10 protein-coding genes and 1 pseudogene are annotated in these 13258 nt (G+C 67.2%); 1 reads left to right on the top strand and 10 read right to left on the bottom strand.

The features are described 5' to 3' along the window. Positions 1–10: 10 nt before the first annotated feature. The 6 genes from TX80_RS07495 to nadA form a co-directional block, all read right to left on the bottom strand. Positions 11–1483 (bottom strand): aldehyde dehydrogenase family protein, encoded by a 1473-nt coding sequence (locus TX80_RS07495; protein WP_049922499.1) that lies wholly within the window; start codon positions 1481–1483, stop codon positions 11–13. A 131-nt stretch (positions 1484–1614) separates the two neighbouring features. Beyond that, entirely contained in the window at positions 1615–1902 is a 288-nt protein-coding gene (locus tag TX80_RS07490; protein ID WP_049922498.1) for a hypothetical protein, read from the bottom strand. A gap of 152 nt (positions 1903–2054) precedes the next feature. Then, positions 2055–2870, bottom strand: coding sequence for a carboxylating nicotinate-nucleotide diphosphorylase (gene nadC, locus TX80_RS07485; protein WP_049922497.1), 816 nt, complete (start codon positions 2868–2870; stop codon positions 2055–2057). Between the two features lie 72 nt (positions 2871–2942). Continuing rightward, positions 2943–4103: an MFS transporter gene (locus tag TX80_RS07480; protein ID WP_049922496.1), complete on the bottom strand. Its 1161-nt coding sequence runs from the start codon at positions 4101–4103 to the stop codon at positions 2943–2945. Positions 4104–4248: 145 nt separating this feature from the next. Next, positions 4249–5793, bottom strand: coding sequence for an L-aspartate oxidase (locus tag TX80_RS07475; protein ID WP_049922495.1), 1545 nt, complete (start codon positions 5791–5793; stop codon positions 4249–4251). A gap of 5 nt (positions 5794–5798) precedes the next feature. Beyond that, the gene (gene nadA, locus TX80_RS07470; protein WP_049922494.1) at positions 5799–6932 is read right to left on the bottom strand and encodes a quinolinate synthase NadA; all 1134 of its coding nucleotides are present in this window, start codon (positions 6930–6932) and stop codon (positions 5799–5801) included. Positions 6933–7136: 204 nt separating this feature from the next. Between nadA and gfo6 the strand changes: the two genes are divergently transcribed. Further along, complete coding sequence (gfo6, locus tag TX80_RS07465; protein ID WP_049922493.1) at positions 7137–8210, top strand: D-xylose 1-dehydrogenase Gfo6; 1074 nt, start codon at positions 7137–7139, stop codon at positions 8208–8210. Between the two features lie 7 nt (positions 8211–8217). Here gfo6 and TX80_RS07460 read toward each other — a convergent pair whose 3' ends face one another. The 4 genes and pseudogenes from TX80_RS07460 to TX80_RS07445 all read right to left on the bottom strand — a co-directional run bounded on the left by TX80_RS07460 (position 8218) and on the right by TX80_RS07445 (position 13213). Further along, entirely contained in the window at positions 8218–9105 is an 888-nt protein-coding gene (locus TX80_RS07460; RefSeq protein ID WP_049922492.1) for a DUF106 domain-containing protein, read from the bottom strand. Positions 9106–9147: 42 nt separating this feature from the next. Next, positions 9148–10140 (bottom strand): LLM class flavin-dependent oxidoreductase, encoded by a 993-nt coding sequence (locus tag TX80_RS07455; RefSeq protein WP_049923187.1) that lies wholly within the window; start codon positions 10138–10140, stop codon positions 9148–9150. Between the two features lie 204 nt (positions 10141–10344). Continuing rightward, entirely contained in the window at positions 10345–11568 is a 1224-nt protein-coding gene (locus TX80_RS07450) for an ABC transporter permease (protein ID WP_049922491.1), read from the bottom strand. 86 nt (positions 11569–11654) lie between these two features. Continuing rightward, positions 11655–13213, bottom strand: a pseudogene (locus tag TX80_RS07445) (amidohydrolase). Positions 13214–13258: the final 45 nt, after the last annotated feature.

Genomic DNA, 13258 nt, shown 5'->3' with positions numbered 1-13258 from the left:
TCGATATCCGTCAGAACGGGTACTTCCGGGGTTCGCGCTGGATCGAGAGCCACTTCGTCGTGGTGAGTTCGTCGAGGATCGACTCGCCGTTGTACCGGCCAAGCCCCGACTGTTTCATCCCGCCGAAGGGAACGTGTGGCTCGTCGTTCATCGGCTGGTCGTTGATGTGGATCATCCCCGTCTCGATCCGGTCGGCGATCGTTCGGGCCTGATCGAGGTCCTCGCTGTGGACTGACCCCGACAGCCCGTGGATCGTGTCGTTTGCCAGTTCGATCGCCTCCGTATCGCTCGCGTAGGGGATGACCGGTGCGACGGGCCCGAAGTGCTCGTTGCACGCGGCGGCCATGTCGTTGTCGACGTCCGAGAGAACCGTCGGTTCGACGACCAGTCCGTCGTGGCCGCCGCCGGTCTCGACGGTTGCGCCCTCCTCGACCGTCGTCTGGATGTACTCGAGGATCCGATCGCGCTGGCTCTCGTCGATGATCGGTCCGATGATCGTGTCCTCGTCGGTCGGGTCGCCGGTCGGCAGGTTCGCCGCCCGGTCGGCGAGCATCCCCACGTAGTCGTCGTACAGTTCCTCGTGGACCAGATGGCGGTTGATCGAGATACAGGCCTGTCCCTGATGGAGAAACGAGCCGAAGACGCCGCCGTCGACGGCACGCTCGAGGGCAGCGTTTTCGGTGACGACGTGGACGTTGTTGCCGCCGAGTTCGAGGGCCGGAAGCGTACAGTTGCCGGCGGCCTGCCGGGCGACCCGTTGGCCGATCTCGGTCGAGCCGGTAAAGGCGAGTACGCGGGGGACCTCGTGGTCGGCGATCGCGTCGCCGATCTCGGAGCCACGGCCCGGCACGACGCTCAGGACGCCCTCGGGAACGCCGGCCGCTTCGAAGATCCGGGCGAGCAACAGCCCGCCGGTGATCGGCGTACTCGAGGCGGGTTTGAGCACGACCGCGTTGCCGGTCGCGATCGCCGGCGCGACCGCCCGCATCGACAGGTGAAACGGGAAGTTCCACGGCGAGATGACGCCGACGACGCCGACCGGCCGCCGTTCGACGACGTTCTCTTTCCCCGGGACGATCGAGTCCGCGTGCTCGCCGTCCATCCGGAACGGATAGCTCGCGGCCTGTTGCAGCATTCCGCGTGCCGTCTGCAACTCGGCGGTGCTTTTGACCGCCGTGCTCCCCGACTCGAGCGCGAGCAGTTCGAGGATCTCATCGCGGTGGTCGCGGACGAACTCGATGGCCGCGGAGATCACGCCCGCTCGCGCTTGCGGCGGCTGACGAGCCCACGAGGCCTGCGCTTCGGCGGCGGCCTCGTAGGCCCGGTCGACGTCGGCTTCGGTCCCCGCCGGGACGGTCGCGATCTCCTCGCGGGTGTAGGGGTTTTCGACCGAGATCGAGTCCCGATCGTCGGCGGCGGTCCACTCGCCGGCGAGATACAGCGCGTTCCAGCCCGACTCGGGTGACAATGGCAGGTCAGTCATACGGGAACGGTATCCGGCGGTCGGGAAAAGTGTCATACCGGCAACTGCAACGCGTCCCGATCCCACGGTCGCTTTGTCTCGGTGCCGGAACGATCGCTTAGAACGGAACAGACCCGGGGTCGTCGCCGCGATCACTTCGGGAGCTTCGCGTTCGGTATCACGTATCCGACGCCGAGGGAGACGACGAGACCGACGGTCAACGCCGCCGGCAGACCGACGACCGGATCGGCCTCGGTGAACATCGCCGCGAGAAACACGATACCGGCAGCCGAAGATCCGAACCCGGCGGCGAGTCGGTGGAATCCACGGAGCGGGCCGGGGTCGTTGGCCGGTGTCATCGCCTCGAGTCCGCCGAGCAGCGTGGGCGATAGCGGTCCGTCCTCGAACGAAGCCGTCCTTTCCTCGTGTTGGCCCTCCATACTCGGTGTGTTTGGCTAGGAGAGTTTATATTCACCCAACTATTATGAGACGAAGAAACCCGAGTCAGGTGCGCCCCATCCTCGAGCATCGCCGCAGCGTCGACGAGACGACCGGATCGCTCGAGACGGACACATCGTGCGGTAATCGCGGCTCACTCGCCGGTACGGAACGACAGGTCGAGCGACGGTGCCGAGTGGGTGAGCGATCCCATCGAAACGACGTCGACGCCGGTCGCGGCGTAGTCTGCGACCGTCTCCAGCGTGATCCCGCCGCTGGCTTCCGCGAGCACCCCCTCGTAGTCGGCCAGCAGGGTGACGGCCTCGCGCGTTTCCTCGGGGGTCATATTATCCAGCAGAACGATATCCGCGCCCGCCGCGGCCGCCCGGGGCGCGTCCGCGACGGCCTCGACCTCCACGTCGAGTTGCGTCGCAAACGACGTCCGCTCGCGGAAGTGCTCGATCGCGCCCTCGAGTCCCATCTCCGCGACGTGGTTGTCCTTGATCATCACCATATGCGAGAGGTCGAGCCGGTGGGTGTCGCCGCCGCCCGCGACGACGGCCCGTTTCTCGAGGCCGCGGAGACCGGGGGTCGTCTTGCGGGTCCCGGCGATGCGGACGTCGTCGGATTCGGCACGGGCGCGCTCGACCGCGTCGTTCGTCCGCGTCGCGATTCCCGACGCGTGACCCGCGAGGTTGACCGCGACCCGCTCGCCCCGGAGGACCTCGCGTGCAGGCCCCTCGGCCCGGAGGAGTTCGTCGCCGGAGTCGACGGCAGCGCCGTCCTCGAGTCGATCGGTGACGGTAACGTCGAGATACTCGAAAACGGCCGTCGCGGCCTCGAGACCCGCGACGACGCCGGGTTCCTTGGCGACGAGTCGACCCGTCGTCTCGCCGGGCACCTGATTGGTCACGTCGTGGTGGCCGACGTCCTCGCGGAGCCAGCGGTCGACCTGCGTGTCGGTGATCATGTGATCGACTTGCAACCCGATCGTGGATAAACGGCCTGTTTTCGCCGTCCCGGTTCGGTCCGTGGCGGCGGGTCAGTTCGGGAGCCGTCCGGCCCGGTCGAGACCGGCGAGGACGACGACCGTCGCGGCCAGAAAGACGGCAGCGCCGGCAAATACCGTGTCGTAGGCGTAGCCGCGCTCGAGGAGCACGCCCAGCGCGGACGACCCGACCGCTTGCGTCAGCATCCACGTCGAACTGAACACGGCGTAGGCGCTGCCACGCGTCGCGTCCGGAAGCGTATCGAGCAGGTAGGTGTCCGTGGCGGGAAACAGCGTGTGGATGACGAACCCGACGATCGCGGAGAGGGCGACAAGCGCCACCAGCCCGTCGACGACCGTGAGAGCGAACAGGCTCGCGGAGAACGTGCCGACGATCCCCAGCAGGAACGGGATCCGCGGAAGCCTGTCGGCCAGATCGCCGCCGAAGAAGAACGCGGGGACGCCGGCGGCGAAGACGATCGTGAGCATCGTTCCCGCCATGCGATCGGAAAGCCCCTTCGACTGCATGTAGAGTTCGTAGAAGTTGAACACGCCCTGCCAGACGAACGACGCCGCGCCGACGATCGCAAGCGCCGTCACGATGAGCCGCCACTCCGAGAGCGCGCCGGCGACGAGTCCGCGGTCATCTCGGCCCGCCGTCGGCATCTCGGTTCCCGTCGCGGCGTACCACGCGTAGGCCGTCACCACCGCCGCGCCGACGGCGATCGCCCACAGCGCGAGTCGCCAGTCGGCGACGAGGACGACGAACGCGACGAACGGCGCGGCGATCACCGCGGCGATCTGGTTGGCGGTCCCGTGGATCCCCATGACGCGACCGACCCGCGCCGGGTACAGTTCGCTCAACAGGGGGTTCGCCGAGACGAAGTACACCCCGGAGGCGATTCCCATGAGGAACGCGCCGATCAGGAGGTGCGTAACCGTCGTTGCGGTCGCGGCGAGACCGGCCGCGACAGTGAGGATCGTCCCCGACCCGATCACGACGTAGTGTCGAGGGACCTTCGTGAGCAGCCATCCGGTCGGCAATCGGGGCGACGCGCTCCCGACCCACGCAAACGTTACGATCAATCCGGCGGTGGCCTCGCCGATCGCGAACTCGGCGATGAAGACGTCCAGCAGCGGGGCGAAGATGATTCTGGCCAGATTGACGAGAAAGACGAGTCCACAGAGCGAGGCGAAGAGTCGAGCGCGGGCCACGCCCGGTATTTCCGATAGGCGGCCTCAAACGTTCCGAAATCGGAACTGTTCAGCCTCCGACAACAGTATCACGACGGATCGGCGCGTCGAACGGCCGGTTCCGAAGCCGCCGTGCGGCCGATAACCGACCCGCAAAACGCCCCCGTTACGCTCGAGTCGGGTGTTCGTCCTCGACGACGTAGTGACACCCCTTCGACTCGGTGTTCTCGCTCGCCGCCCGCGCGATCAACAGGGCCACGACGCTTGCGTTGCGGAGTTCGTACAGGTCTCGAGCCGTCCGGGTGCGGATATACGCGTCCACTTCGCCCTTGAGCCGGCGGAGGACGGCGCTGGCGCGGGAGATCTCGTCGGGGTCGCGCTCGAGGCCGAGGGATTCGTCCATCGTCCGCTGCAGGCGGGTGAACTTCTCGGCGGCGAACCGTTCGGGGAGAGCGGGATCGCTGTTCCGGAGGTCGGGAGCCTCGACGACCGCCGGGTCCGCGTCGCGGTCGGCGGCGTCGTCGCCGGCACGTAGGCCCCAGACGAGGCCCTCGAGCAGGCTCGTACTCGCGAGTCGGTTCGCGCCGTGGACGCCGGTCCGGGCGCATTCGCCGACGGCGTAGAGAGCCTCGAGCGAGGTGCGGCCCCGGTCGTCGACGTCGATCCCGCCACACAGGAAGTGCTCGCAGGGTGCAACGGGGATCTCCTCGCCCTCGATACCGCGGTCGCGGCACTTCTCGGCGATGCCGGGGAACTCGTCCTCGAACGCGAGGGGACTCACGTCGAGGACGACCTCGCCGGTCGCCTCGCGTTCGGTTTCGACCGCGCGAGCGACGACGTCCCGCGGCGCGAGTTCGGCGTCGGAATGGTAGTCGTCCATGAACCGCTCGCCGTCGCCGTTTCGCAACACTGCGCCCTCGCCGCGCAGGGCCTCCGAGAGGAGGAAGGTATCTTGCTCCGCGGCTTCGCCGCTCCGCTTCGAGGCGCTACGCGCCCCGCTCCCCTCGTAGGCCGTCGGATGGAACTGGACGTACTCGAGGTCGGCCACGTCGGCCCCGGCGAGGGCGGCCATGGCGATCCCGTCGCCCGTCGCGTCGTCGGGGTTGGTCGAGCGCGTATAGAGCGCGCCGATGCCGCCGGTCGCGAGGATCGTCGCGCCGGCGTAGATCGGATGGCCCTCCTCGGCCTCGTCGCTGACGACGCCGTGGACCCGTCCCTCGTGGGTGAGCAACTCGAGGGCGGCGGTGTCCTGCCGGACTTCGATTCGATCGTGGTCGTCGACGTAGTTCAGGAACGGCCGCAGGATGTGGCTTCCCGTCGCCGCGTCGACGTGGAGGATCCGGTTCTCGGAGTGGGCGGCCTCGCGGGTGTAGTCGAAGTCGCCGTCACCGTCGCTGTCGAACTCGATGCCCAGCGTGTCGATGAGCACGTCCGTAACGGCGTCGTCGGCGTCCTCGACGAGGACGTCGACCGCATCGGGATCGGCAGTCCCGGCGCTGGCCGCGATGATGTCTTCCTTGAGCGACTCGGGATCGCCGCGGGTCGTCGAGATCCCGCCCTGTGCCCAGTCGGTACTGGCGTCGTCGGGACGCTCGGCTTTGGTAAGCAGGCAGACGTCCGCCCCGTTGCGGGCGGCGGCGAGTGCGGCCGCACAGCCGGCGATGCCGCTACCGACGACGAGGACCTCCGTGGTTTCGGGAGTGGGAGTCATCGGTGTTAGATCTCGAGCATTCGATCGAGCGCCACCCCGGCGAGGTCCTTCTCCTCGGGGGCGACCTCGATCACGTTTCGTTCGCGACCCTCGACGAGTTCCTCGAGCACCCACGTCAGATAGTTGGGGTCGATCTGGCGCATGGCGTTGCAGTCCATACAGGCCTCGCCACACAGCGGCAGGACGTTCACGTCGGGGTGCCACCGCTGGAGGTGGTTCGTGAGGTGTATCTCGGTGCCGATCGCCCACGTCTCGCCGGGATCGGCCGTTTCGATCGTCTCGCAGATCGTGCTCGTCGAGCCGACGACGTCGGCGGCTTCGACGACTTCGCGGCGACACTCGGGGTGGACGACGACGTTCGCTTCGGGGTGGTCCTCGCGGACGGCCGCGATGTGGTCCTCGCGGAACCGTTCGTGGACTTGACAGTAGCCGTCCCAGAGGATGATGTCGCTTTCGGCGACCTCGTCGGCGTCCTTGCCCTCGGGATCCCACGGGTCCCACTCGGCGATATCGTCCTCCATCCCGAGGCGGTAGGCGGTGTTTTCCCCGAGGTGCTTGTCGGGCAGGAACAGAACCTTGTCGCCCCGCTCGAAGGCGTACTCGAAGGCCTTGTGCGCGTTCGAGGACGTGCAGACGAGACCGCCCTGGCTCGCACAGAACGCCTTCAGGTCCGCGTAGGAGTTCATGTACGTGATCGGAACGATGTCGGCGTCGGGCGCGGCGGCCGTGATCTCGGCCCACGCGCTGTCGACCTGCAGCGCCTCGGCCATCCCCGCCATCGGACACGACGCCTCCATGCTCGGCAGGATAACGGTCTGGTCGTCGTCGGTGATGATGTCGGCGCTCTCGGCCATGAACGTGACGCCGCCGAAGACAACGTACTCGGCGTCGGCCTCGGCGGCTTGCTTCGAGAGCTGATAGGAGTCGCCGACGAAATCGGCGTGCTCGACGATCTCCCGACGCTGGTAGTTGTGTCCGAGGATGACGACGTCGTCCCCGAGTTCGGCGAGCGCGGCCTCGATGCGTTCGGTCCGTTCGTCCTCGTCCAACTCACGATAACGTGGCGGGAGCTGTTCGAGATTGTCGTATTTGAACAGACTCAAATCGGTTTCCAGCTCCGCCGTTTCCATTTTGACCATTTCACGTCACCCGTGGTTATGCGGATATCATAGGCGACTATTGAATAACTTTTTCCTTCGATAGCCCCGACTGAGTGATTACCATCGACTGGTACAACGATCGAAAACGAACGATTCGTTGTTCGCTCCCGGGAACACGTCCTCGCCGGTGACTGTCAGAAATCGGCGGGCTGAGACCTTTTTCGTGGACTCCCTAGAGACGGTATGGCACTCGAGGACGCCTTCGCGAACTTCACGCGGCGGGACTGGGAACGGGAGCGCGTCGACGGGACGATCCGACTCGCCGTGGTCGGGATCGGCGGGTTCGCTCGCCGGCGTGCACTGCCCGCGATCGCCGACGGGACCTACTGTGAGACGACGACGCTTGTCACCGGCTCCCCCGATCGCTCGCGCTCCGTCGCCGAGGCGTTCGACGTCGCCCACGTCATCGACTACGACGCGTTTCTCGCGGGGGATCACGCCGACACGTACGACGCGGCCTACGTCGCGACGCCGAACGCCCTCCACGGCCGCTACGCCGTCGCTGCGGCCGAGCACGGCAAACACGTCATCTGCGAAAAGCCCCTCGACGTCTCGCTCGAGCGCGCCCGCGACATCGTCGCCGCCTGTGCCGACGCGGGCGTGACCCTGATGACTGCCTACCGGCTCCAGACGGAACCGACGGTCCGGCGGACGCGAGAACTCGTCGACGAGGGCGTCGTCGGCGACGTCGTCCAGATCCACGGCGGCTTCTCGAACCCGCTTCTTGAGCACGCCAGCCCGGACACGTGGCGGCTCGACCCCGATCTCGCGGGCGGCGGTGCGCTCGTCGACCTCGGTATCTACCCGCTGAACACCGTCCGGTTCCTGCTCGACTGTGACCCAGCGGGGGCGTACGCGACGACGTACTCGAGCGGCGATCCCTTCGACGAGGTCGACGAACGCGTCGCCTTTCAACTCGAGTTTCCGACCGGGGCGACCGCCTCGTGTACGGCCAGTCTCGACGCCCACGCCGACAGCGGACTCAAACTGGTCGGGACCGACGGCATGATTTCGGTCGAATCCCCGTTCGGCGGCGTCGTCCCACAGGAACTGGTCGTCGAGAGCGGCGACGTGCGAATGGAGTACACCGGTCCGCCGGTCGACGAGGTCCGCGAGGAGTTCGATTACTTCGGCTACTGCGTGTTGACCGACAGCGACCCCGAACCCGACGGTATCGACGGCCTCGCGGACATTCGTGCGATCGAAGCGATCTACGGCGCGGCCGAAACGGGCAGCCGGGTCACCCTCGAGCGCTGAGTCGGCGCTATCGGGACCGCTCGGTCCAGCAGTCGAGGGTCTTCCGGATGAGTTGCCGCGAGGCCATCGAGGCGAGGAAATACCAGACGATCCACGTCGGCATCGGGCCGACGAGGGACTCCTGCCAGGAGACGGCACCGGCTATCGGGACGACCAGTCCCGTCTCGTCGGCCCCGAGATGGCCGCCGTTGACTTTCCAGCGCAACCAGAGGAAGACCGGTATCGTCAACAGCATGACCCAGACCGTCGGCCGAAACTGGAGTTTGAACATCGCAATCTGATCGCGGACGATCGCCTGCTGTTGATCCTGCATGCGCTCGAGAGCCGCGTCGTCGCCGCGCTCCGTCGCCGCCCGCTTCCGCTCTTGAAACTCGGATAGCCGGCGTCGATACTGCTCGAGTTTCTCGTGATCGGTCAGCCGTGACTGCAACACGGTCGAGTAGAGCCCGGTGACGACGGCGAGCACAAGGATGACGATGTGAAACGGCAGGGAATCGGTGAGCGGACCGAGGACGACGCTTTCGACCGACGCGACGACGTCCCGGAGCCGTGGACTCCAGTAGCCGGCAAACAGGGCGAGAGCGAACGCGCCCGCGGCTTTGTCCAGCGACGACCAGCGCTCGGTTTCGATGTCGGCTCGGTCCAGCGACCCGTCTTCGTCACGAGCCGCCAGCTTCTCGCGCACTCGCTCGGGATCGGCCAGCGTAAACCCGGCCCCCGAACTGACGAGCACTTCCTGCTCGATAAGCCGACCCCACTGCTCGCTGGAGAGGGCGTCGCTGACGTCGGTCCACTCGAGTTCCTCCGTGCCGCCGTCGGAGCGATCGAGGAGCACGGCCAGCGCGTCCTGCATCGCGGGATCGGCGAGAAGGGGTTCCAACTGATCGACCGGCATACTCCTTGCGTGTTTCCGTCACGGAACTATCAACCCTTTTGATTACGCACGTACGGGAGCGAGCGCCTCGATCGTCGCCTCGACCATCTCGCTCGAGGCCGGTTCGGGGACGACGACGATCGGATGATCGATCCCCGTCTCGGCCACGAGGGTTCGGAGCCGGTCCCGCGCTTGGTCGGCCGTCCCCGCGACACCGAGGTCGGCGATCATCTCGTCGGTGACGGCGCTCGCGGCGGCCCGCTTGTCGCCGTTTCGCCACGCCTCGGCGATCCGGTCTGTGGCCGCTGGAAAGCCCGTCGCGACCGCGCGGCGATAGCCCTCGCCGCTGCCGACGTAGTAGGCGACGTGCCGACGGAGCGTCCGGCGAGCCTCGGCCGACTCCTCGCTGACGGCCGCCGGGACGTACGGAGCGACCGTGATCTCGTCCGGATCACGGTCGCGCTCCCGCGCTGCGGCGGCGACCTCCTCGAAGGCATCCGCCAGCCGCGAAAACGGGATGTTGTGGGGGATCCAGCCGTCACAGAGCCGGCCGACGACCCGCCGGTTCGCCGGTCCGAGCCCGGCCTGATAGATCGGGACCGGCGCGTCGAGGGCGGGGAAATCGGCCGCCTCGAGTACGTCGCCGTCGTAGTCGACCGGATCGCCGGGAGTCTCCGTCCCGCCGGTGTACGCACGCACCAGTTCGATCGTTTCGTGGGCGCGTCGAACCGGCCGATCGAACGCCATCCCGTGGAGGTCCGCGACCGCTTTCCGGGTACTCGTCCCGAGTCCGAGGGTAAACCGCCCGCTCGAGGCCCGGTGGAGCGACGCGGCGGTCATCGCGAGCACCGCGGGCGACCGGGAGTAGACGTTCAGGATCGCGCTCCCGATCTCGATCCCGTCGGTCCGACACGCCATCTCGGTTAGCTGGACGACGCCGCTTTCGCCCCAGAGTTCGCCGACCCAGACCGCATCGTAGGCTAACTCCTCCGCGCGAACCGCGACGTCCGCGGGGTCGAGATCCCCGAGCGACGTAACCATGAGTCCAACGTCCATGCCGACCGCATGAACGGCCAGCGACAAAAGTGACGGCTCCGAGTCGACCGGCCGCTCGACTGCGATCACGTCGCCGGTTTCGCCGCGTCACACGCGGGTGACGGAGCGCCCAGCGGCCGTACGCGACGTCGAGCGAAACTCACGACGGAAGCGCCGTGCATCGATGACGCAGCGGCGAGCCGGCGTCGCATCGATAACCCGGTATCACTCGTATCGGAGGGCGTCGATCGGGTCCACGCGGGCGGCGCGCCACGCCGGATACAGCCCGGAAACAACGCCGACGCCGACGCCGACGCCGATGGCGATCACGATCCACTCGAGCGGGTAGACCATCGGCCACTCGAGCAGCGCCACCCCGAAGTAGCCGACGCCGAGTCCGACGGCCACCCCGAAGACGGCCCCGAACAGTCCGAGGATGATCGATTCGACGAGAAACAGTTGCAGGACGTCGCGTCTCGTCGCGCCGACGGCTTTCATGATGCCGATCTCCCGGATGCGCTCGGTGACGCTTACGATCATGATGTTGGCGATACCGATCGAGCCGACGACGAGCGCGATGGCGGCGACGGCTCCGATAAACGCCGTAAGCTGGTCGACGATGTCGGTGAACTGCTCGATGGCGTCCTCGACGGTCTGGACCTCGATCCGGTGGTCGTCCTGTTTCAGCTCGGCCGCGTGTGACTCGGTCTCGAGGTAGTCGGCGACCGCCGCCTGGGCCGGCTCGACGTCGTCGAAGCTCTCCGCCCCCACCTGCAAGAGCGGATAGGCTCGTTCTTCGTCCCCGGCGGGCGTCTCGATCGTCGTCGAGTAGTGTGGCTCGACCGGGAGGAAAAGCCGGGGTGACGGCTGTGCGCTGAACTCCGCTTCCATGACGCCGGCGACGGTGACGGTCGTCGTCTCGCCGTTCTCGAAAGTCAGCGTAAGTTCGTCGCCGGTCGAGACGTTCCCCTCGAACAGTTGGCTCGCCGGCTCGTTGATGACGGCCTCGTTCGGCCCGTCGAAGGGCTCGCCCTCGGCGAACGTCGCGTGCTCGAACCGATCGGGCGTCGTCGCCGACGCGTCGACGACGCCGGTCAGCCGCTCGTCGTCGGTTGCCGTCTGGACGACGTCGACCGACCCCTCGGGGGCGACGTACGCGACGCCGTCGAGTTGCTCGAGCGCCGCGACGTCGCTTTCGGTGTAGATCGGCGCGTCGACGGGAACGATTCCGACCCCCGCCTCCGGATCCGTCTGGGTCTGGACCATCATCACCGGGTCCTGTTCGGCCTCGATGTCGCCGACGATGCTCTCGGAGAAACCGGAGCCGAGCACCATGAACGTGATCACGGCGGCGACGCCGATGATGACACCGAGCGTCGTCAGCGTCGAGCGAAGCTTGTGCGACGCGATCGACCGCCACCCGATACGGAGGCTCTCTCGAAGGTTCATTCCGGGTCCAACCCGCTACACTGCTTGGGTAATTAGCATTTGGAGCTAACATGTACAAGCGGGTCCGATCGCCGGCTCTAGCGACGCTACCCCTCGCGCCCGTCGAAGACGACGTCGCCGTCGACGAGCGTCATCGCGACATCGATCTCGTCGATCCGGTCGGCCCGTTCCCACGGCGAGGCCTCGAGCACGACGAGGTCCGCCCGCGTGCCGACCTCGACGGTTCCGAGTCGGTCCTCGTCGAAGCCGGCATAGGCCGCGCCGTGAGTGTAGGCCCGCAGGGCCTCGGTGACCGACAGCCGCTGGGCCTCGGTGGGCGCGTTGGCGGCGTGGTGGACGCCCAGCAGCGGGTCCAGCGGCATACAGTCCGAGCCGAAAGCAAGCGGAACGCCGGCCTCGAGCACCCGCCGGAACCGATTCGTTCGCTTCCGTCGCTCCGTTCCCAATCGCTGGTCGTAGAGCCCGCCGTCCCGCGCCCACTGGTGGAAGTTCGGCTGCATCGAGGCGACGATCCCGGCCTCGGCCATGCGTTCGAGTTGCTCGTCGGTCGCGAGTTCGACGTGTTCGATCCGGTGGCGCGCGCGATCGGGATCGGCCGTGACCTCGAGCGCCGAAAGCGCCTCCTCGATCGCCGCGTCGCCGATGGCGTGGGCGGTGACCTGAAGGCCCGCGTCGTCGGCCCGCTCGACGATCGACCGCAGTTCGTCGGGGGTGACGACCCACTCGCCGTCGTCGTCGGGATCGGGGTCGTCGCTTTCGTACGGTTCGAAGAGCTTCGCGGTTCGTGCCCCGATACTGCCGTCGGTGTAGGTCTTGATCGCACCCGTCTGGATACGGTCGCTCCCCGCGTTCGTCGTGAGGCCGACTTCTATCACGCTCTCGATGTGATCGGCCCAGTAGTTGATCCGTACCCGCGTCGGGAGTTTGCCTTCCGCCTCGAGATCGCGATAGACCCGTGGCGCACGCGAGTTCCGAACCATGTCGTGGACGGCGGTCACCCCCTGTCGAGCCGCGTACTCGAGGCCGGCGGTGACGAGTTCCCGGGTTTCGTCGTAGCCGGGCGCGATCCGTTTGCGAACGACCTCGGCCGCGTCCTCGACGACGACGCCGGTCGGCTCCCCGGTCGCCGTCGATCGGCGAACGTCCTCGTCGGGGAGGGCGTCCGCGAGGCGGGAAAGCGCGACCGAGTTCAACGACGCGGCGTGCATGTCGACCCGAAGCGCGACCACGGGACGGTCCTCGCTGACGCGATCGAGATCCGCGCGGGTGAGGTAGCCGCGGTCGTCGTCCCACTCGCTTTCGTCGTAGCCAAAGCCCTGCACCCACTCGCGGTCGGTCGCCGCGGCCCGGTCGGCGAGTCGCTCGAGACACTCATCGAAGCCGGACGCATCGGAGAGATCCGCGTGGACGAGATAGCGGCCGAGGTTCTCGACGTGCGTGTGTGCGTCGATAACCCGGGAAGCACGACACGTCCTTCGCAGTCGATCACGTCCGTTTCGACGCCCTCGAGGAACGCGACCTCGTCGGTGTCGCCGAGCCGGACGATTTCGCCGTCGCGGATCGCGACGGCCTCGTGAGTCGTATCGGGATCCGTGAGGGTGTGAACCTCCGCGTTCGTCAACAGGCGGTCGGCTGCGGCGGTCATAGCAGAGGACGCACGCGCGAGGTGCAAAACGATTGTGGAGGGACG

The organism is Halopiger djelfimassiliensis (genome assembly GCF_000455365.1).
Lineage (GTDB): Archaea > Halobacteriota > Halobacteria > Halobacteriales > Natrialbaceae > Halopiger_B > Halopiger_B djelfimassiliensis.
The sequence above is the reverse complement of the archived record's forward strand: the minus strand, read 5'-3'. Positions and strand labels throughout refer to the sequence as shown.